This window comes from Streptomyces kronopolitis, from assembly GCF_050953795.1.
Classification (GTDB): domain Bacteria; phylum Actinomycetota; class Actinomycetes; order Streptomycetales; family Streptomycetaceae; genus Streptomyces; species Streptomyces kronopolitis_A.
This window is the reverse complement of the sequence record NZ_CP191850.1, coordinates 7,031,326-7,049,132: the sequence shown is the minus strand read 5'-3', so window position 1 is coordinate 7,049,132 and position 17,807 is coordinate 7,031,326. Positions and strand designations below refer to the sequence as shown.

At 73.7% G+C, this 17,807-nt stretch carries 16 protein-coding genes; 5 read left to right on the top strand and 11 right to left on the bottom strand.

Translation table 11 applies throughout. The features are described 5' to 3' along the window. Positions 1 to 14: 14 nt before the first annotated feature. The 3 genes from ACQP17_RS31085 to ACQP17_RS31075 form a co-directional block, all read right to left on the bottom strand. Positions 15 to 515 (bottom strand): helix-turn-helix domain-containing protein, encoded by a 501-nt coding sequence (locus tag ACQP17_RS31085; protein WP_433859269.1) that lies wholly within the window; start codon positions 513 to 515, stop codon positions 15 to 17. A gap of 178 nt (positions 516 to 693) precedes the next feature. After that, a complete protein-coding gene (locus tag ACQP17_RS31080; RefSeq protein ID WP_433859268.1) occupies positions 694 to 1,641 on the bottom strand; it encodes a hypothetical protein in 948 nt (315 codons plus the stop codon). Positions 1,642 to 1,948: 307 nt separating this feature from the next. Then, the gene (locus ACQP17_RS31075) at positions 1,949 to 2,608 is read right to left on the bottom strand and encodes a ScbR family autoregulator-binding transcription factor (protein WP_433859267.1); all 660 of its coding nucleotides are present in this window, start codon (positions 2,606 to 2,608) and stop codon (positions 1,949 to 1,951) included. Positions 2,609 to 2,707: 99 nt separating this feature from the next. On the opposite strand from ACQP17_RS31075, the gene ACQP17_RS31070 reads away from it, so the two are divergent. After that, on the top strand, positions 2,708 to 3,628 hold the full coding sequence (locus tag ACQP17_RS31070) for a ScbA/BarX family gamma-butyrolactone biosynthesis protein (protein WP_433859266.1): 921 nt from the start codon (positions 2,708 to 2,710) through the stop codon (positions 3,626 to 3,628). A 227-nt stretch (positions 3,629 to 3,855) separates the two neighbouring features. Next, a complete protein-coding gene (locus ACQP17_RS31065; protein WP_433859265.1) occupies positions 3,856 to 4,575 on the top strand; it encodes an HAD family hydrolase in 720 nt (239 codons plus the stop codon). 11 nt (positions 4,576 to 4,586) lie between these two features. On the opposite strand, the gene ACQP17_RS31060 is transcribed toward ACQP17_RS31065, so the two are convergent. The 3 genes from ACQP17_RS31060 to ACQP17_RS31050 form a co-directional block, all read right to left on the bottom strand. Further along, the gene (locus ACQP17_RS31060; RefSeq protein WP_433859264.1) at positions 4,587 to 5,285 is read right to left on the bottom strand and encodes a FadR/GntR family transcriptional regulator; all 699 of its coding nucleotides are present in this window, start codon (positions 5,283 to 5,285) and stop codon (positions 4,587 to 4,589) included. A 174-nt stretch (positions 5,286 to 5,459) separates the two neighbouring features. Then, positions 5,460 to 7,316, bottom strand: coding sequence for a GMC family oxidoreductase N-terminal domain-containing protein (locus ACQP17_RS31055; protein ID WP_433859263.1), 1,857 nt, complete (start codon positions 7,314 to 7,316; stop codon positions 5,460 to 5,462). Further along, positions 7,313 to 8,704 carry a hypothetical protein gene (locus tag ACQP17_RS31050; protein WP_433859262.1) on the bottom strand — a complete coding sequence of 464 codons (1,392 nt, stop codon included), beginning with the start codon at positions 8,702 to 8,704 and terminating at the stop codon, positions 7,313 to 7,315. Before ACQP17_RS31050 ends, ACQP17_RS31055 begins: the two co-directional genes overlap by 4 nt. A gap of 304 nt (positions 8,705 to 9,008) precedes the next feature. Between ACQP17_RS31050 and ACQP17_RS31045 the strand changes: the two genes are divergently transcribed. Together ACQP17_RS31045 and ACQP17_RS31040 are read left to right on the top strand one after the other, a co-directional pair. Next, entirely contained in the window at positions 9,009 to 9,164 is a 156-nt protein-coding gene (locus ACQP17_RS31045) for a hypothetical protein (protein WP_329143856.1), read from the top strand. A gap of 51 nt (positions 9,165 to 9,215) precedes the next feature. Continuing rightward, positions 9,216 to 9,440 carry a DUF6480 family protein gene (locus tag ACQP17_RS31040; RefSeq protein WP_433859261.1) on the top strand — a complete coding sequence of 75 codons (225 nt, stop codon included), beginning with the start codon at positions 9,216 to 9,218 and terminating at the stop codon, positions 9,438 to 9,440. Between the two features lie 332 nt (positions 9,441 to 9,772). On the opposite strand, the gene ACQP17_RS31035 is transcribed toward ACQP17_RS31040, so the two are convergent. Beyond that, on the bottom strand, positions 9,773 to 10,990 hold the full coding sequence (locus ACQP17_RS31035; RefSeq protein ID WP_433859260.1) for a cytochrome P450 family protein: 1,218 nt from the start codon (positions 10,988 to 10,990) through the stop codon (positions 9,773 to 9,775). A 137-nt stretch (positions 10,991 to 11,127) separates the two neighbouring features. Continuing rightward, positions 11,128 to 11,862 (bottom strand): IPT/TIG domain-containing protein, encoded by a 735-nt coding sequence (locus tag ACQP17_RS31030; protein WP_433859259.1) that lies wholly within the window; start codon positions 11,860 to 11,862, stop codon positions 11,128 to 11,130. A 397-nt stretch (positions 11,863 to 12,259) separates the two neighbouring features. Between ACQP17_RS31030 and ACQP17_RS31025 the strand changes: the two genes are divergently transcribed. Next, positions 12,260 to 13,498, top strand: a complete 1,239-nt coding sequence (locus ACQP17_RS31025) for a cytochrome P450 family protein (RefSeq protein WP_433859258.1) — start codon at positions 12,260 to 12,262, stop codon at positions 13,496 to 13,498. A 131-nt stretch (positions 13,499 to 13,629) separates the two neighbouring features. Here ACQP17_RS31025 and ACQP17_RS31020 read toward each other — a convergent pair whose 3' ends face one another. From ACQP17_RS31020 to ACQP17_RS31010, 3 genes are all read right to left on the bottom strand, one after another. After that, a complete protein-coding gene (locus ACQP17_RS31020) occupies positions 13,630 to 14,748 on the bottom strand; it encodes an IPT/TIG domain-containing protein (RefSeq protein WP_433859257.1) in 1,119 nt (372 codons plus the stop codon). A 309-nt stretch (positions 14,749 to 15,057) separates the two neighbouring features. Beyond that, positions 15,058 to 15,540, bottom strand: a complete 483-nt coding sequence (locus tag ACQP17_RS31015; protein ID WP_433859256.1) for a hypothetical protein — start codon at positions 15,538 to 15,540, stop codon at positions 15,058 to 15,060. Between the two features lie 492 nt (positions 15,541 to 16,032). Further along, positions 16,033 to 17,754 carry an acyl-CoA dehydrogenase family protein gene (locus tag ACQP17_RS31010; RefSeq protein WP_433859255.1) on the bottom strand — a complete coding sequence of 574 codons (1,722 nt, stop codon included), beginning with the start codon at positions 17,752 to 17,754 and terminating at the stop codon, positions 16,033 to 16,035. Positions 17,755 to 17,807 lie beyond the last annotated feature (53 nt).

Below are 17,807 nucleotides of genomic sequence, written 5' to 3'. Positions count from 1 at the left end.
CCGGCGCCACACCGTCACTGCGCGGTGGCGTCGTCGCCGCCCTGCCCCGGAAGCTCTTCGAGGGTCGCCCGGGCGGCTTCGGCGGTGCTGACCAACCGGCTGATGAGGTGGCTCAGTTCGGTCAGCGAGGAGGCGGGCGCGGCGGGTCCCGTCTGGCGCAGGGCCACGCTCTCCACGCGATGGCTGCGCAGCTTGCTGAGCAGCTCCAGCTCGGAGTTGACGTCGGTGAAGACCTGCTCGTCGAGGAAGTAGGCCACGCGGGAGATGCCCAGGCTGTGGGCCACCTTGACGAGGGTCTCCACGGTCAGGTTGGTGCCGTCAGCGGATTCGGCGGCGGCCAGGGTGCGCTTCGAGACCCCGGCGAGTTCCGCGAGCCGGGCCAGGGTGACGGGGCCTTCGGGGTGGTGCTGGCGGAGGTGCCGGAGCCTGCGGGCGATGGCGGTCTTGGCGGCGTGCGCGGCCTCGTCCGGACCGGCGGACATGCCTGCCCCCTCGGCGAGTTCGTGACGGTCCACCCTTGTCCCTCCATGGCGTGTGCACTACAGGATCGCACGCGGCACGATGCCCCCGGTGCAGGGTACGCGGCGCCGCTGACCTGCGTACGGAGGGAGGGCTGCCGGCCCCGGCCGCGGCCGGCACCCCGGATGGTGTGCGGTGTGGCCGGAACGCGGCGGTCCCCGGCCGGGTCGCCGGTCAGCCGCCCGCGGTCGCGTCATGGACGAGGTGCAGTCCGGGGCAGAGGTGCGGGACCGGCGGGGGCCACGACGGCGACAGCGCGGATTCGGCCGCCATCGCCTCCCGGGCGGCCCGTTCGGCCTCGCCGCGGCCCGGGCCCAGGCGGTCCCGCCAGATCAGTTCCTCGGCGATGCCGTAGGCCCAGGAGCCGAGCCAGCCGCTCTGCCGCGGGCAGTGCAGCGCCAGCGCGCCCCGCAACGCGTCGTAGGCGCACAGGAGTTGGCCGGACAGGGCGGCGTCGGAGTGCTGGGCGTGCGGACGCTCGTGCGGCGGCGGTACCGGGCAGTCCTCCAGCAGGTGCGCCACCCGCCGGAGCAGCAACTCCGCACCGTCCCTGAGCGGCTGGGGCGCCGAACCCTTCGGGCACGAGATCTCCCAGAGCCCTTCGAGCGGATCGTCGTCCCGGGTGAACGGCGGGGCGGGCGCCTCCTCGCGCGGGGCGTCGTCCGCGGTGGCCGGGGCGGGCGCACGGCCCTCGGGGTGTCCGCCGCGGTGCAGTGGGCACGCCGGGACGGGGCCCGTCACGGGAGAGTGCCGCAGGAGGTGTTCGTGGTGCAGCTGGGACCACAGGTCACGCGGGGCGGCCGGTCCGGTGAGCAGGCGCCAGACGGGGCCGATGTGCCAGCTGTAGCCGGTGACGCGTTCTATGTGTCCGGAGCCGCGCGTGGCGAATACGGCCAGCCGCCCGGTGGAATTGTCCTGCACCTGTGTGTAGAGGCTTTCCCCGAGCTGCCAGGCCGCGCCGATACCGAAGGGCGCCTCCTCAACGGCCGTTGCGCCTTTGTGCGCGGCGGTGGGGAGAAGCGTGTGCAATACCGCGTCGCCCGCTGGATTTTCGCGGTCGGCGAGGAAGGGAATGCGCCCTCGGCGGCTGCCGGAGAGAGAACTGCTGCGCTCAGCCGCCATGCGGGTCTCCCGTCGCGGTTCGGCAGGCGGCAACAGCCGTGTCCGGCTGGGCCGCAGAAGCTATGACGGTCACTGGTCGTCCCCCTTTGGCCATCTTTCGAAGGCTCCGCTTCGAGACGATAGACACAAGCGCAGCATGGTGCAACTAACTGCCGGTGTCATGCAATAAACTGCACCACCGCCCGCGGCGCCCGGCCCCCCGAGGCCGGGCGCGGCGCCTCTCGCGAGGTGCTCCTGCCCGCCCCGGCCCCTCCCCCATCACCCCGCGCCCAGCCCGCCCGCGGACGCGGCGTGGGCACCCCCGGCCCTACGCCGGCTCGGGTGCCTGCGTACCGGTGGAGGTCCGGCGGCGGACCCGCTCCAGCAGGCCCGCGGGGTCCGGTTCGGCCTGGAGGGCACGGAGCAGCAGCAGCCACAGGTCGTGCAGATGGGCCTCGATGCGCCGGCGCCCCTCCAGCGCGTCGGAGACGGTGTGCAGCCCGAAGAAGGCGCAGACGACGCTGTGGGCGGTCGCGGCGGGCGGCACCCCGGCGGCGAGTTCGCCGTTGTCGCCGGCCTCTTCGAGGAGCTCGGTGACCGCGTCGATCCAGCCGAGGAACGGGGCGGGCAGCTCGGTTTCGATGGCCTTGCGCTCGGCCCAGAGGCGGGACCCGGCCCGCACCACGATGTCGTCCCGGAACGAGCGGGCCACGTCGAAGCTCAGGCCGACGAGCTGCTCCAGGGCGGGCAGGCCGGGCTTCCGGTTGCGGGTGATCAATTGCGGCCAGGTGGCGAAATGCTCCTCGACGATGGCGAGCGCGAGTTTCTCCTTGCTGGCGAAATGGAAATAGATGGCTCCGCTGGTGCGGCCCGAATGTGCACTGATATCGCTGATGCTGGTACCGGCGTAACCCCGCTCGTCGAACAGGGCCGCCGCCGCCTCCAGAAGGAACCTGCGTGTCGTCTTCGCGCGGATCTGCACGTACACCTCAGACGTCGTTCTCGTGCCGGCGGCCCGCAATCTATCGCGCTGCGCCACCCGGAATGAACAGGTGCGGATGTTCGAATTTCGATATTCCCTGGTCGTATGAGTTCCTCAACTGCTGGCACTGCCGGAAAGAGTGAGCCGCTCAGCCGGTCCCGCACCGTCGAGCGGGAGCTGGTGCACCGGACCTCCGTGGCGGAGGTCCTCCTCACGGACGTACGGCGGACGGAAGCCCCCGACGTCTTCACCGCGGCCGCGTCGTGGCCCCGGGCCCATGCGACGTTCCCCCGCGACGGGTCACAGCGGCACAGCCCGATGATCCTCGTGGAGACGCTGCGCCAGCTCGGCCTGTACGTCCCGCTGCGGTTCTACGCCGTTCCCGCGGCGTGCCACGCGGTCATCACCGACCTCTACTTCCGTCTGGCGGCCGGCAGTGCGCCGCCGGCTCACTCCGGCGCGACCGAGGTCACCTGCCGCGCGCGGGTGAGCGCCGTACGGCGCACCGCCGACCACCGCGTGTGCGCGCTGCGCCTGGACGCCGTCTTCACCGTCCGCGGACTGGCCTTCGGGCAGGGCGGCGGCGGCGTGCGGTTCCTGAGCGAGGCGCAGTACCGCACGCTGCGCGGCAGGGCCGCCCGGGTCGCGGTGGCCGTCCCGTCCCCGGACGGGGCGCACCGGCCGCCGGCCGCGGCACTGGCCGTGAACCACCCGCAGGACGCGGTCCTGGCCGTCGCCGGGGACGGGCTGCTCCTCGCGCCCGCCGACCCGCTGCACCCGTTCCTCTTCGACCACCCGACCGACCATGTGCCGGGCATGGCGCTGCTGGAGGCCGCGCGGCAGGCCGCCTCGTTCGGCAGCGGCGGCACCCTGCGCCGCCCGCGCGCCGGCCGCATGAAGGCCGTCCGTTTCACCGAACTCGCCCCGCCCGCCCGGGTGCTGTGCACGCAGTACGACTCGCTCTGCGTCTTCCGGGTCACCCAGGGCGGTACACGGACGGCCTACGGGACCCTCAGTTACCGATAGAACATAAAATATGGACAATTAGGAGTCTATTGACCGGGGCGAGTTGCCGTCCGTAACGTAACGATCGTTATTTTCCGCTGCAGAGCGCACCAGGCTCCCCCTTTCGCGGTGGCCGACCTCTGCCGGAAACCCCCCAGCCCGGTGCCCGGCGGCCGTCATCCGACGCTGCCTCGCCCCGCACGCGACCGGCCATTCGCCGCCCCGGGCCTGTCGGAACGGAAACCCGGATGACCGCACATCGTCTTTTCTCCTGGACACCCGCCGCCGTCGTCTTCGACTGCGACGGCACCCTCATGGACACCGAGCGCCACTGGGTGGACGCCCGCGACCTGGTGCTGCGCGAATACGGCTGCACCCCCTCGGCCGAATTCTCCGAACAGGCCCGCGGTGTGCACTACACCGAATGCGGGCGCCTGATGGCCGAGGCGGCCGACCGCCCGGATCTGACGAAGACCATGACGGACACCCTGCTCGACCGCTTCCGCGAGCTGGTGGCGGCCAACCCCACCACCATGCCCGGCGCGCCGGAACTGGTGCATTCGGCGGTGCAGTTCGCCCCGCTGGCGGTGGCCAGCAACTGCCCGCTGGAGGTCGTCGAGTCCTGCCTGGGCATGGCCGGGCTGCGGGAGTGCTTCCGCCACATCGTGGTGCCCGACGCCACCATCAGGCCCAAGCCGCACCCCGATGTCTACGTCACCGCCGCCCGGCTCTGCGGGGTCGACCCGGGGGACGCGCTGGCCGTCGAGGACTCGCACTGCGGCGTGCAGGCCGCGGCGGCCGCCGGCATGCGGGTGCTCGGGGTGGGCGCCCAGCCCGGCGAGAAGGAGCAGGCGCTGGCCGACTGGTGGGTCGACTCACTGGAGGAACCGACCGTGCAGGGGTGGGCGGGCGCCCGTATCCCGGCCCAGGACAACGGGCCCGGCGGCAACGGGGCCGCCCTCTCCTGAACCACCCCGGGTCAGGACACCCGCCCGTCCGGGGCGCGCATGAGGGCCTCGGTATCCGTCATATAGGCCTCGACGGCCCGGCGGGCGGCGTCCTCGTCGCCCGCGGCCACCGCCTCCGCCACCGGGTGGAGGCGGTCCGCGGCGGCAGCGGCGTCCTGGAACGGCCCGGCGAGCGCCTGGCGCACCGGGAGGTAGCCGCCGAGCAGGGTGTTGGTCATCAGCAGATAGACGCGGTTGCCGGTGGCGCGGGCCAGGGTGCGGTGGAACTCGGCGTCGGCGAGCTGCACCTGATCACCGCCGTCGCCGGACCGGACGGCGGCGACCTGCTTCCGCAGCGCCGCCACGTCCCGCGCGGTGGCCCGGCGGGCGGCCAACCCCCCGATCAGGGTGCCCACTTGGCGGCGCACCTCGAAGATCTCGCCGAGCCAGGCGCCGTCCCGCAGCACCAGCGACGGCAGCAGCTCCGCCGTTCCCAGCCGCCAGAAGTCCCGGACCCGCGTGCCCACCCCGTGCCGGGTCTCGACCAGGCCCGCCTGCATCAGCCGGACGAACGCGTGCTTGAGCGTGGTGCGGTTGACCCCGTAGGAGGCGGCCAGCTCGCGTTCGGGCGGCAGCAGGGCACCCACCGGGTGCCGGCCGTCGATGATCGCGTCCCGCAGCCGGCGCTCCAGGGCGTCGACCGTCGTGTCCCGAGTGATCGGATCGTCCATCGGCGCCACCACCGCTCCCCACCCTCATGCGGCCCGGCGGCCGTCCGACGTTGTCGTGCGCGCCCCACCGTACAAGGGCGCCCGGCCGGCCCGTGACGTGGTCAGGCCCGCCGAGGCCGAGGCCGCGACCGCGCCTCGGGCGTAGGGCCGGGCGCGGGATCCGCCACCCGCGTCTCAGCCGCCCTCCGCGCCGCAGGCGGCCTCCGAGACGGCCAGGGCCAGCGCCATGATGGTGAGCTGCGGATTGACCTCGGGGCAGCTGGGCAGCGCGGAGCCGTCCGCGATCAGCACGCCCCGCACGCCGCGCAGCCGGCCGAGAGGGTCCGCGGGTGCCCGCCGGGGGTCGGCCCCCAGGGCGACGGTGCCGGTCGGGTGGAACGCCGACAGATGGAGCTGCCGCGGGGTGATCGTTTCCAGGGCGGCGTCCAGCTCACGGGGGGAACGCACCGCCGGGGCGCCCGGCACGCCCGTGAACACCTCCTCGGCGCCGGCCGCCAGCAGCAGCTCGCCCATGGCCCGTACGGCTTCGAGCAGCCGCCGGCCGTCGCGCGGATCGAGGCGGTAAAGGGAGACCGCGCGCTCCCGGCCCGTCACCCGGCCGCCGGGCCGGTCGGCGATCATGGCGCCGAGGGTGCCGAGATGGCCGGCGTTCTCCAGGCCGGAGCGCAGCGCCCGGCCCGCACCGGGCAGCACGAAGGAGCTCAGTCCCGGCGGCGGGGCGGTGGCCTCCAACAGGATGCCCCGGTCGTGCAGTTCCTCCACACCGGCGCTCTGCAGCACCGACGGCGTCCCGGCGACCGGCTCGGCGAAGCGGCCCGCGACGCTGGTGGCCGGATGGACCGCGAGATTGCGGCCGGTCATCGGGTGGCCGCCGAGGCCCGACCGGCGCAGCAGCAGCGGTGACTGGAGCGCACCGGCGGCCACCACCACCAGCGGGGCGAGGATCTCGAAGGCGGTGCCGTCCGGCCGCCGGGCCGCGACCCCGGCCACCCGGGGGCCGCCCGGGCGGTCCCGCTCGACCAGGAGGCGATCCACCCGGGCCGAGGTAATCAGGCGGGCGCCGTGCGCGCAGGCGTCGGGCAGCACCGACAGCTGCACGCTCTGCTTGGCACCCGTCGGGCACCCCACGACGCACTCACAAGAGCCCCGGCACCCGGGAGCGTTGCGGCGCAGCGCGTCCGCCCGCCAGCCCAGCCGCTCCGCACCGAGCAGGGCGAGGCGGCCGTTGGCCCCGAGCACGTCGGTGGGCTGGCGGGCCACGGACAGGGTGCGCTCGACCTCGTCCAGCTGCCGGGCGAACCCCGCGGCATCGGCGAGCGGCAGGCCGAAGGAGTCCCGCCAGCGGGCCAGCACCCGGTCCGGAGTGCGGTAGCAGGTGCCGGAGTTGACGATCGTGGTGCCGCCCACCGCCCGTCCGGTCGGCAGCAGCACGGCGGGCGCGCCCAGCAGGACGCTCGCGCCGCCGTCACGGTAGAGCGCGCCGAACCGGTCGAGCGGGGTCGTGCGGGCGAACTCGGCGGTGGGGTGGTGCCGCCCCTCCTCCAGCACCAGCACCCGCAGTCCGGCCCGGGCCAGGGTGCGGGCGGCGACGGCGCCACCGGCACCGGAGCCGACCACGATCGCGTCGGCGCCCTGTCGGTCGGGCCACTCCGCGGAGGGCGTGCAGTCCAGCGGCGGGTCGGCGGGCGCCGCCGGGCGGGGCGCCGGGGTGGCGCGGCGCGCGTGGTACTCCGTACCGGCCGCGAGCAGCACCGGGACCTTGACGAGGTCCATGAGGTGGGCGGTGCCCGGCCGGCTCACCAGCGCGGTGACGGTGCGCTCCCGCTCCTCGGGGGTGAGGCGGGCGAGCGGGCGGCCGTGCCGGGCCCGGGCGCAGACGTCGACGGCCCGCGCGGCCGCGGCCATCGCGGCACGGGCGGCCCCCGGCATGGCGGCGAGCGCCCCGTCGAGGCGGCCGGCCACCGCGCGTACCGCCGCCGGATCGTCCTCGGCCAGCAGCGCGGCCAACAGCCCTTCGGTCGCGGTGTTCATCGCTCCCCCACCTCCGCGTGCGCGGTGCCGCGCAGGGTCCATTCGGCCTCCGGGCGCCAGCCGCCCCACCACCGCTCCAGGACGACCCGGGCATCGGCGGTGACGCTGTTGCGGCACACCGCACGGCTGCCGTCCGGGTCGGTGTACTCCAGCGCGAGGGTGCGCTCTTCGGGCTGGTCGACGGTGACCCGGATCCGGTGCGGGCCGGCCCGCCCGGTGACGGTCCAGGAGGGCAGTCCGACGTCCGCGCGGAAACGGCCGAGCCCGCACCAGCCCAGCGCGGTGCGGGTGCCGCGCCGGGGCCAGTCGCGGCCCGCCCGGCGCAGCCGCAGGAACACCAGCGGCGGCAGCCGGTCCAGCCCCGGTCGGCGGGCCACCGCGGCCACCACCTCCAGCACGTCACCGCCGCCGAGGTCGGCGTGCAACCAGGCCCAGCGGCGGGCGTTGCCGTGGCCGTAGATCCGTCCGGTGGCGCCGGGCGCGCCGGAGAGGGTGAGGTCGGTGCCGGGGCCGCGGACCGTCCCGGTGTAGCGGGCCCGGCCGCCCGGGACGATCTGCGCCGCCGGCAGCAGGGGGCGGCGCCAGGCCCACGCGGGGAAGGTGTGCAGCGTGGCGCCTTCTTGATGCTCCGTCAGGTCCCAGCTGTAGGGGCCGCAGCTGCCGCGCAGCCGGCCGGGGCCGGCCAGCGCGTCCGTGGCCCGGAACCCGGTGGCGTCGGGGGTGAACGGTTCGGGCCCGAAGCGGGCGTGGGAGACCGGGCCGCCGGGTGGGCACACGGCCACCCACCCGTGCGCGTAGGCGCCACTGCCGTCCTCGGGGGCGGTGATCTCGTGGTGCAGCCAGAGCCCGGTGCCGGTCGACGGCTCGGTGACGGTGGTGTACCAGACCTCCGTCCGGCCGGGCCGGCCGTTCCACCGCGGGGCGAGCTGCGCCGGGCCGGGGTCCGCAGCCGGGAAGCGGAAGCCGGCCAGGAACGGCAGCAGGGCCCCGGCGAGCGAGAAGCGCACGGTGCCGCGCCCCGCCTCCCGCTGGGCCTCGTCGTGGACGGTGAAGGGCAGGACGGTCATGGAGGCCAGCGGGTGGCGGGGCGAAGGGGACTTCCAGCCGTCCAGCAGGTAGGTGTGCCCGGCCCTGCGGAAGGTGAGGCGGTAGCGGATCCGGCGCCGGGCGAGCGGCGAGATCTCCATCTCGCCCTCCACCGGAGTGTCCCCCTCCCAGCCGCGCACCCGCAGCCGGCCGCGGGCGTGTGCGCGGGTGGTGCGCCACGGCAGCAGCACGGTGCCGGTGCGGACCTCCAGGTCCAGCCGGACCGGCCGGGCCTCCCGCTCCCCGGTCAGCCGCACGGTGCCGGTCATCGTCTCGGTGAAGCGGGTGCGGCGCTTCGTCATCGGGCGCCTTCCTGCGCGGGGGATTTCTGCATCCGACGGCTCCTCACCGGCGTGGACCGGTCGCAGTGGCTCAGTGGATGAGCCACTCAACCAATCCACTCCTCGGACGTCAAGAGGCGTGACCAGGAGAGGAGTTGGCGACGGCATCGAGGAGGGTGCTTCACGGAGCGCCGCGCGCGGCCCGTGCCCGGCGACTCCCCCGCCCGACCCTGCCGCCGGACCCGACCGCGCAGGTCAGCGGTTGCCCTTGCGACGAGGGCGGATCACAGTGAGAGAGGAGACATGTACGAGATCGGAGAGCATCATGATCATTCTCGGTGTCATCTTGCTCATCATCGGTTTCGTGACCGGCATCGGGATCCTGTGGACCATCGGGATCGTGCTCGCCGTCCTCGGCGCGATCTGCTGGATCCTCGGCTCGCTGGGTCACGCGGTCTTCGGGCGACGGCACTACTGGTAGCGCCGTCCGCACCGGCCCGCGCGCCCCGCACACAAGGAAGAGCTTTCCGGCATGGACGAACAGACGCAGGATCCCGGCCCCCATGGCCGCCCCGGCCCTGTCGGCGGCGTGCCGCCCGGCGAAACCCCCGCGGGCGAGGGCAGCACGGGCGCCGAAACCGGCCCTCGCGACCAGCAGGCACGCGGATGGGCCAAGGGCCCGATGATCATCCTCGGCATCGTCGTCGTGCTCTGCGCGGCCTTCTTCATCGCCTACGCGGTCACCGTGACGATCTAGCGGACGGGCGGGCACCCGACGCGGTAGCGGCTACCCGGCGGTGCGGCGGGTCCACGACACGGCTCGGCCCGGGACCCGCCGTCGCGCGCGGGGCCCCGGGTCGTACCGCGTCGCCCCCGGTGCTGACGGGTCCGCCACTTTCAGGCTGCGTGCCTGCCGGGGCATCCGCATCTTCGCCCGGCGGCACGGGGCACCCGGGCGCCGACGGGGGCTCGATACGCGACATCCGCGCACACGGAGCGGTGGAGTGACCACGGATTGTGCACGGAAGGCCGGGCTGCCGCCCCCTGGGCGACGCCCTGCCCGAGGTCCTGCGCGGACCGGTCCGGTCGTCACGCCGCCGGCGGGGACCAGCGGATCGGAAGGTGCCGCGGGCCACGGAGCAACGCGCCCAGCCGCCAGCTCAGATCGGCCGGGTGGGCGTCCAACTCCAGTGCCGGGCAGCGTTCCAGGAGCGTGCGCACCGCGATCCGCGCCTCCAGGCGTGCCAGCGGGGCGCCGAGACAGAAGTGGATGCCATGGCCGAAGGCCACATGGCCCCGGGCGTCGCGGGTGATGTCGAAGCGTCCGGGGTCACCGAAGCGGACGGGGTCCCGGCCGGCGTCCGCGATCACGGGGAGCACGACCTCACCGCCGCCCGGGATCACCGTGCCGGCGATCTCGGTGTCCTCGGTGGTGAAGCGGAAGGTGGAGGTCTCGATCGGCCCCTCGTAGCGCAGCATCTCCTCGACCGCGTTGTCGATGAGGGACAGATCGGCGCGCAGCGCGGCGAGTTGCGCCGGGTGGGTGAGCAGCGCGAGGACTCCGTTGGAGATGAGATTGGCGGTGGTCTCATAGCCCGCGATCAGCAACAGCTGGGCCATTCCCAGGAGTTCCGGCGGGCTGAGCCGGTCGCCGTCCTCATCGCTCACCGCGATCAGGGCGCTCAGCAGGTCATCGCCGGGGCGGACCCGCTTCTCCTTCACCAGACCGTCGAGATAGTCCGTCATGGCCACCAGGGCTTCCCCGGCCTCCGCCGACGCGGCGCCGACGAGCAGGATCTCCGTCCAGTCACGGAAGGCCTCCCGGTCCAGGGACGGCACACCCAGCAGCTCGCAGATCACGGTGATCGGCAGCGGGAAGGACAGCGCGTCGACGAGGTCGGCGCGGCCGTCGGGCGCGGCGAGCATCGACGCCAGCAGATCGTCGGTCAGTTCCTGGACCCGCGGCGCGAGGGACGCCATCCGGCGCGCCGTGAAGGCCCGGGCGACCAGGCCGCGCAGCCGGGTGTGGTGCGGGGCGTTGGAGCGCAGCATCGTCACGCCCAGGGTCACCGGCTGCATGGGCTGCGCGGACGTGGCGTGCTCCCACTCCTTGGACAGCCGCGGGTCGCTGAGCGCCGCGCGGACCTCGTCGTACCCGACGACCAGCCAGACGACCGGGCCCTCCGGGAGACGTACCCGGTGGACCGGGCCCCGGGCGCGCAGCGACGCGTACACCTCGTACGGATCGCGGACGAAGTCCTCCCCCATCGCCGCCAGATCGAGCGTCTCCACCGGTTGCGTGGTCATCCGGCCTCCTCCCCGTCCTGCCTGGTCTCGGTACGGCCGCGTACGGGGCATCCCTTCCCGGCGCCGGGGCCGCTCACCACGCCTCCCGCCGAATGGCCGGTCCTCGACGGCGGCGGCGCGGGCCGGCGTCCGCCGGGTCAGCCGAGCAGATAGATGAACACCCCGGGCGCGGTGACGCTGCCGCCCGTGGTGGTGACCACGATGGAGACGGCGCCCAGGGAGTGGGTGGGGGCGATGGCCGCGACCCGGGTGCTGGAGAGCGCGGCGAAGACGGCCGCGACGCCCCCGAAGGTCACGCCGGTGGTCGTCGACAGCCCCGTACCGGTGATGTCGACCATGGTGCCGCCCGCCGGGAGGCCGGTGAGCGGGGTGAAGCCCGAGACGGTCGGCGCGCCCACGACGGTGAAGGTCACGGACGCGGTGGCGGTGCCGCCGTACGCGGTGACGACCAGGGCCACCACACCCGCCGCGTGGGCCGGGCTGACGACGGTGAGCTGGCTGTCGGACACCACCGTCGGCGTCACGACCGTCGCGCCGAACGCCACGGAGGTGGTGGTGGCGAGTCCGCGCCCGGTGACCGTGATGGTGGCGCCGCCCGCCACGGGCCCGGACGTCGGTGACACGCCGATGATGACGGGCGGGGGGATGTAGTAGAAGGGCACCGGGTTGCTGGTGCCCCCGGGCGTGCTGACCGTGGTGTCGACCACGCCGGCTCCCGAGGGGGCCACCACCGAGATGGAGGTGTCCGTATTGGCCGTGATGGTGGCCGCCTTGGCACCGAAGCGCACCGCGGTGGCGTTCGCGAGATGGGTGCCGGTCAGGGTCACGGCGGAACCGCCGCCGGTGGAGCCCTGGTTCGGACTGATCGGCATGTTCTCGCCACCTTCCCCGGCAACACCCGTGCCCTGCCTGTCGCTCACCAGTTAGGCAGGGCCGCTTTCACCGGGCGAGGGCGCACTTGCCTTCTTCATCCGGATGGCGCAGCGCGGAAGCGGCGGCGTTCGGGCCCGGTGGCCTCCGGCGGGGCGGAGAAGGCGCCGGGGCCCGCGGGCGCCCGCGGGGTGCCGCCGCCGGTATGACTTGCCACCCTCCGGGGTGAGCGACCTCCCGTTCCCCGCGCGGCGGCCCGTGGAGCGACGCTATCAACGCGGGGTGAGGAGACGGCCGCCGGCGCCCCGCCCGTCGCGGCCGTCTCCTCACCCCGAGGCGAACGGCGGCGGCGCCGCCAGGCATGTGCCCCCGCACCGTCGAGGACAAGGAAGTCCCGTCATGCCCCATGAGCCCGAACTCCTCGTCCTCGACGCCCGCGGCGCCGACCCGGACGCCGAGATCCGCGCGCTGCACGCCCGGGGGCCCGCCTCGCGCGTCGACATCCTCGGCGTGACGGCGTGGTCCGTCAGCGAACCCACGCTGCTGAAAAGGCTGTTGAGCAGCCCGGACGTGTCCAAGGACGCCCGGCGGCACTGGCCGCGCTTCGCGGAGGTCGGCGAAACCTGGCCGCTGGCCCTGTGGGTCTCGGTGAAGAACATGTTCACGGCCTACGGGGGCGAGCACCGCAGGCTGCGCCGTCTGGTGGCGCCCGCCTTCGCCCCGCGCCGGGTGGCCGCGCTCACCGGGACCGTCGAGGCCCTGGTCGCCGGTCTGCTCGACGACCTGGCCGCCACCGCACCCGGCGAGCCCGTCGACCTGCGCGCACGCTTCGCCCACCCGCTGCCGATCCGGGTCATCAGCCATCTCATGGGGCTGCCCCCGGACCAGCGCGAGGGCTTCCGGAGCGTCGTCGACGGGGTGTTCGCCACCACGCTCACCCCCGAGGAGGCGGCCGCGAACACGGCGCGCCTGTACACGGTCCTCGACCGGCTCATCGCGACCAGGCGGGCCGCTCCCGGGGAGGACATGACCTCCCTGCTGATCGCCGCGCGGGACGAGGAGGGCGGGGAATCGGCGCTGTCCGACGAGGAGTTGCGCGACACACTGCTGCTGATGGTCTCGGCGGGCTACGAGACGACTGTCAATCTGATCGACCAGGCCGTCACGGCGCTGCTGACCCACCCCGGCCAGCTCGCCCACGTCCGTGCCGGCCGGGCCGGCTGGGCAGATGTCGTCGAGGAGACCCTGCGGCTGAAGCCGGCCATCAAGCACCTTCCGCTGCGCTTCGCGGTGTGCGACATCCCCCTGCCCGACGGACAGGTCATCGCCGCGGGCGAGGCGATCCTCGCCTCGTACGCCGCGGCCAACCGCCATCCCGGCCGGCACGGCGAGCGCACCGGCGTCTTCGACCTCACCCGCGCCGCACCGGGGCCGGAGCATCTGGCGTTCGACCACGGGGTCCACTACTGCCTGGGGGCGCCGCTGGCCCGCCTTGAGGCGGCCTGCGCCCTGCGGGCTCTCTTCGCACGCTTACCCGACATCGAACTCGCCGTTCCTGCTTCGGAGTTGATGCTGGCGCCCTCACTCATCACCTACGGGCACCAGCATCTGCCGGTGCGACTGCGGCCCGCCGTCTGACGGGCCGCAGCCACCCGGGGGGATGCCCCGGCCGGGTGGGCGGGCCGACCCTGTCCGCCCACCCGGGGCTCCCGGCGCCGGGCCCTACGAGGCCGCCGCCGGCCCTCGCAGGACGACCGTGCGGCCGTCGCTCACACGTAGGTGTAGCCGCCGGGGACGAGGGCGCCGCCGCCCGTCGTGGTGACCACGACCGGCACGTTGCCGGCGAGTCCGGGCGGCGTGAAGCCCACCAGCGAGGTCCCCGCCGCGTTCACCGCGACCCCGGTCGCCGGCACCCCGTTGAACGTGACCGACGCCCCGGTCAGCGAAGTCCCCGAGATCACGAACGCGGTGCCGCCCGCCGTGCTCCCGGAGTTCGGCGTGATCGACGTCGCCACCGGCGCGGGCGGCGCGGTGTAGGTGTAGCCGCCGGGGACGGCGGTGGAGCCCGTCGGCGTGGTGACCACGACTGGGACCGTGCCGACGACTCCGGCCGGGGTGAAGCCCACCAGGGACGTCCCCGCGGCATTCACCGCGACCCCGGTCGCCGGCACCCCGTTGAACGTGACCGACGCCCCGGTCAGCGAGGTCCCCGTGATCACGAACGCCGTACCGCCCGTCGCGCTCCCCGAGGTGGGGTTGATCGAGACGGCCACCGGCGGGGGTGCGGTGTAGGTGAATCCGCCGGGAACGATGGCGCTCCCGGCCGGTGTGGTGACCACGACGGGCACGTTGCCGGCCGCGCCGGGCGGGGTGATGCCGGTGAGCAGGGTGCCGGCCGGGTTGACGGACACTCCGGTGGCCGGCACCCCGTTGAAGGTGACCGTCGCGCCGGTGAGGCCGGTGCCGGTGATGGCGAACGCGGTGCCGCCGGTGGTGGGCCCGGTGTTGGGCACCAGGGCGGTGACGGTCGGGCCGGGCGGCGGGACGACCACGTAGGTGTAGTACACGGGGCTGGTGGTCCCCCAGGACGTGGTGACGACGACCTGGACGGTGCCCGCCGCGTGCGCCGGTGCGAGCACGGTGATCGAGTTGCCGTAGGGGTCGATGGAGACGATGGTGGCGGGGGTACCGCCGAAGGTCACGAGGGTCGCGCCCTGCAGGTTGGCCCCGCTGAGCTGAACCGTGTTCCCTCCGGTGGTCGGACCCTGACTGGGTGTGACGTTGAAGAGTCTGGGATATCTGGACCCGCCCCCGCCCCCGCCCCAGTCCCCGCCGGGCCAGGAGTCCGTGGGCTGCGCGATTGCTGCCTGCTGTACGACTGCGGACATGACATCTCCCTGGGCAGCATCCGCTCCGATTCCGCACACGAACCGATTCGTGAACGGAGGTGTCCGGAGCGGATGGTGCTGCCGTCGTGTGGTGGATGCCTGCGACAGTAGGGTTCCCGACAGAGGGGAAAAAAGGCGCGTACGTGACAGCAATGGTGCGTTCGGCGATCAAAATGACAATAGGCAGATGAGCGTCACCCCCGTGGACAGCAACGGCGCGCGCCGTTGTTCCGCGGAGTCCTCATCCGAGCCCGCCCACGAGGGCGGGCCCCCGCCAGGCGTCGCAGGCCGGGCGGGCTCCCGCGGACCCTACGGCTGGTGGTAGATGGTGGCGCTCCAGCCGGCCTTCCAGCCTCCGTCACCGAAGCGGAGGTTGACGGTGCACCTGCCGGTGTCGCCGTCGCAGTTCAGGCTGCTCGCCGGTACGGGTGCCACACGCCGGGCGGCGGACCGCAGCGCCGGGTGGAACACGGTCGCGGGCCAGCGGGCCCGCCAGCGCCCGTCGCCGAACATCAGCTCGGCCACGCAGGTGCCGTTGTCGCCGTCGCAGTAGAGGTTCGTCGCCGGTACGGGGGCACGCGAGGCCGACCGGGTGGCCGCCTGGTGGAAGATGGTCGCGTCCCACCTGGCCTTCCAATTGTCGTCGCCGAAGCGCAGGTCGGCCGTGCACTTGTAGGTGTCGCCGTCGCAGCTGAGTGCGGTCACCGGAACGGGAGCGGCGACGGCCGGGGCGGCCGGTCCGATCCCCAGCGCCGCGAGGGCGGCGCAGGTGCCGAGGAGGGTGCGTCGCATGGCCGTGTCCTTCCGTCGTGGGCGCCCGGTGCGCCCGGTCCCGAGAAAGGATCTGCCGATTCCGTCCGGCGTCACGGCCGGCTCCACGGGCCTTCAGCAGAAGGTGTGAAGGCCCGGAACGGCAAGCGAAACCAGGGTCCGCGCCGCCCGCGGAGAGCGGTGGTGAACGGCGCGTTCGTGGTGAATGCGGGGTGGTGAAGAGGGCGCATCGCAGGGCCCGCCCGGGATCCGGTGGCCCATGCCACGGGCACGGTCCGGCCCGTCGGCGGCGGCGTCGGGGGCCGCTGCCTCCGCCGGTGCCCCGAGGCAGGGTGCGCGGCGGGCGCCGGCGGGTAGGGAGTCCGGTTCGGCGCCGGGGCGGGACGGGCCGGCGTACCCGCTCCCGCGGCACCGGGCCCGGCGGTGCACCCCTCGCCACAGCGCTCGGCCGGCCCCGGGCGGGGGCCGGCCGAGCCGGTGGGTGCGACGCCGGACGGGCCGGGTGCGGGCCGGTTACGGGGCCATCTCGTACGTGCCGGCGAGCGCGGCGACGCGCTCCCAGACGCGGGCCGAGCGGGCCTCGTCGACGACCGGGCGGCGGACCGCGCCCAGCGCCCAGTCCTGCTGCTCCGGGGTGGCGGAGTCCTTGCCGTGCAGTTCGACGGCGTGCGCGGAGAAGTCCCGGACGAGGACGGCGAACAGCTCGTCGAGCACCTCCTCGTCGAGCCCGGTCAGCCGCGCCTGCTCCAGGATCAGCTGGCCGTGGACGACCAGCGCGAACAGCTGGCCGATGGCCAGGAGGAGGTCGAGGTCACGGCTCTGCTCCTTGTCGGGAGCGGCGGTGGTGATGAACTCGCAGAGGGCGTCGGCCTGTTCGCGCAGACGGGCGACGTTGGGGACGGCCGCGTAGGCGTCGTAGGCCTCGCGCCAGTCGTGGAAGCGGATCCCGCTCAGGCCGCGGGCCGGTCCCTGCCGGAAGAGGAACGCGTCGTCGGCCGCGTCGAGGCGGGTGGGCACCGGCTCGTACTCGGCGGGGTTCAGCAGGTGGTTGCCCATGAACTTGAGGATCAGGGCGAGGTTGACGTGGACCGTGCCCTCCAGCTTCGGCAGGCCGCGGATCTCGGTGGCGGCCTGGGAGAAGTAGGTGTCCTTCTCGAAGCCCTTGGCCGCGATGACGTCCCACATCAGGTCGATGACCTTCTCGCCCTCGGTGGTCACCTTCATCTTCGTCATCGGGTTGAAGAGGAGGTAGCGGCGGTCGTCGGGGCCCGCGGAGCGGAAGTAGTCGACGGCGCGGTCGCTGAACAGCTTCATTCCGACGAGGCGGACGTAGGCGTCGGTCAGCTCGCGGCGCACGTGCGGGAAGGCGGTGACGGGGCGGCCGTAGAGGATGCGGTTCTGCGCGTGGGTGACGGCCTCGTACATCGCGTGCTCGCAGATGCCGATCGCGCCCGTGCAGAGGTTGAACTTGCCGACGTTGACGGTGTTGAGGGCGGCGTCGAAGGCCGCGCTGCCGGTGTGCAGGATGTCGTCGGCGCCGACCGGGTAGTTGTCGAGCCGGAACTCGCTGACGTACTTCGAGGAGTCGACGACGTTCTTCACCAGGTGGTAGTCCGGGTGGCGGCTGTCGGTGGCGAAGAAGACGTAGCCCTCGGGGCCCTCGATGTCGGTGCGGCGGCCGAAGACGGAGACGAGTCCGGCGGCGTTGCCGTTGCCGATGTAGTACTTGGAGCCGCTGGCGCGGAAGCCGCCGTTCCCGTCCGGCTCCAGCAGCATGTCGGTGGAGTAGATGTCGGCGCCGTGTGACTTCTCGGAGAGGCCGAAGGCGAACACCTCGCCCTGGTCGAGGAGTTCGGCCGCGCGGGCGCGGACGGTGGCGTTGTCGCTCTGCCAGATCGGGCCGAGGCCCAGGATGGTGACCTGCCAGGCGTACCAGTAGTCGAGCCCGTAGAAGCCGAAGATCTCGTTGAGGGCGGCGATCCGGGCGGTGTCCCAGCGCTTGTCCTGCTGCCCGTCGGCCGCGGTGGCCGGGGTGAGGAACGTCGCGAAGAGCCCCTCCTTCGTGGAGAAGGCGAGGAACTCCGACAGCCAGGCGCGGGAGCGGTAGTCCTCGATCAGCCGGCGCTTGCCGCGGTCCTCGAACCAGTCGACGGTGGCGCGCAGCAGCCGGCGGGTCTCGGGGTCGAAGTGCGCGGGGTCGTAGGTACGCGGGTTGAACAGCAGCGGGTCGGCCATGGTGTTCGCCTTTCCGGTTCGTCGGGAGATGAAGGGTCAGGAGACGTGCGGGC

Bases quoted from the DNA above. Each gene is read 5' to 3' on its own strand.
- ACQP17_RS31070 (WP_433859266.1), top strand. From the start codon at position 2,708: ATGAGTTCCTCAACTGCTGGCACTGCCGGAAAGAGTGAGCCGCTCAGC.
- ACQP17_RS31040 (WP_433859261.1), top strand. From the start codon at position 9,216: ATGGACGAACAGACGCAGGATCCCGGCCCCCATGGCCGCCCCGGCCCT.
- ACQP17_RS31080 (WP_433859268.1), bottom strand. From the start codon at position 1,641: ATGGCGGCTGAGCGCAGCAGTTCTCTCTCCGGCAGCCGCCGAGGGCGC.
- ACQP17_RS31060 (WP_433859264.1), bottom strand. From the start codon at position 5,285: ATGGACGATCCGATCACTCGGGACACGACGGTCGACGCCCTGGAGCGC.
- ACQP17_RS31065 (WP_433859265.1), top strand. From the start codon at position 3,856: ATGACCGCACATCGTCTTTTCTCCTGGACACCCGCCGCCGTCGTCTTC.
- ACQP17_RS31035 (WP_433859260.1), bottom strand. From the start codon at position 10,990: ATGACCACGCAACCGGTGGAGACGCTCGATCTGGCGGCGATGGGGGAG.
- ACQP17_RS31050 (WP_433859262.1), bottom strand. From the start codon at position 8,704: ATGACGAAGCGCCGCACCCGCTTCACCGAGACGATGACCGGCACCGTG.
- ACQP17_RS31020 (WP_433859257.1), bottom strand. From the start codon at position 14,748: ATGTCCGCAGTCGTACAGCAGGCAGCAATCGCGCAGCCCACGGACTCC.
- ACQP17_RS31010 (WP_433859255.1), bottom strand. From the start codon at position 17,754: ATGGCCGACCCGCTGCTGTTCAACCCGCGTACCTACGACCCCGCGCAC.
- ACQP17_RS31055 (WP_433859263.1), bottom strand. From the start codon at position 7,316: ATGAACACCGCGACCGAAGGGCTGTTGGCCGCGCTGCTGGCCGAGGAC.
- ACQP17_RS31015 (WP_433859256.1), bottom strand. From the start codon at position 15,540: ATGCGACGCACCCTCCTCGGCACCTGCGCCGCCCTCGCGGCGCTGGGG.
- ACQP17_RS31030 (WP_433859259.1), bottom strand. From the start codon at position 11,862: ATGCCGATCAGTCCGAACCAGGGCTCCACCGGCGGCGGTTCCGCCGTG.
- ACQP17_RS31025 (WP_433859258.1), top strand. From the start codon at position 12,260: ATGCCCCATGAGCCCGAACTCCTCGTCCTCGACGCCCGCGGCGCCGAC.
- ACQP17_RS31045 (WP_329143856.1), top strand. From the start codon at position 9,009: ATGATCATTCTCGGTGTCATCTTGCTCATCATCGGTTTCGTGACCGGC.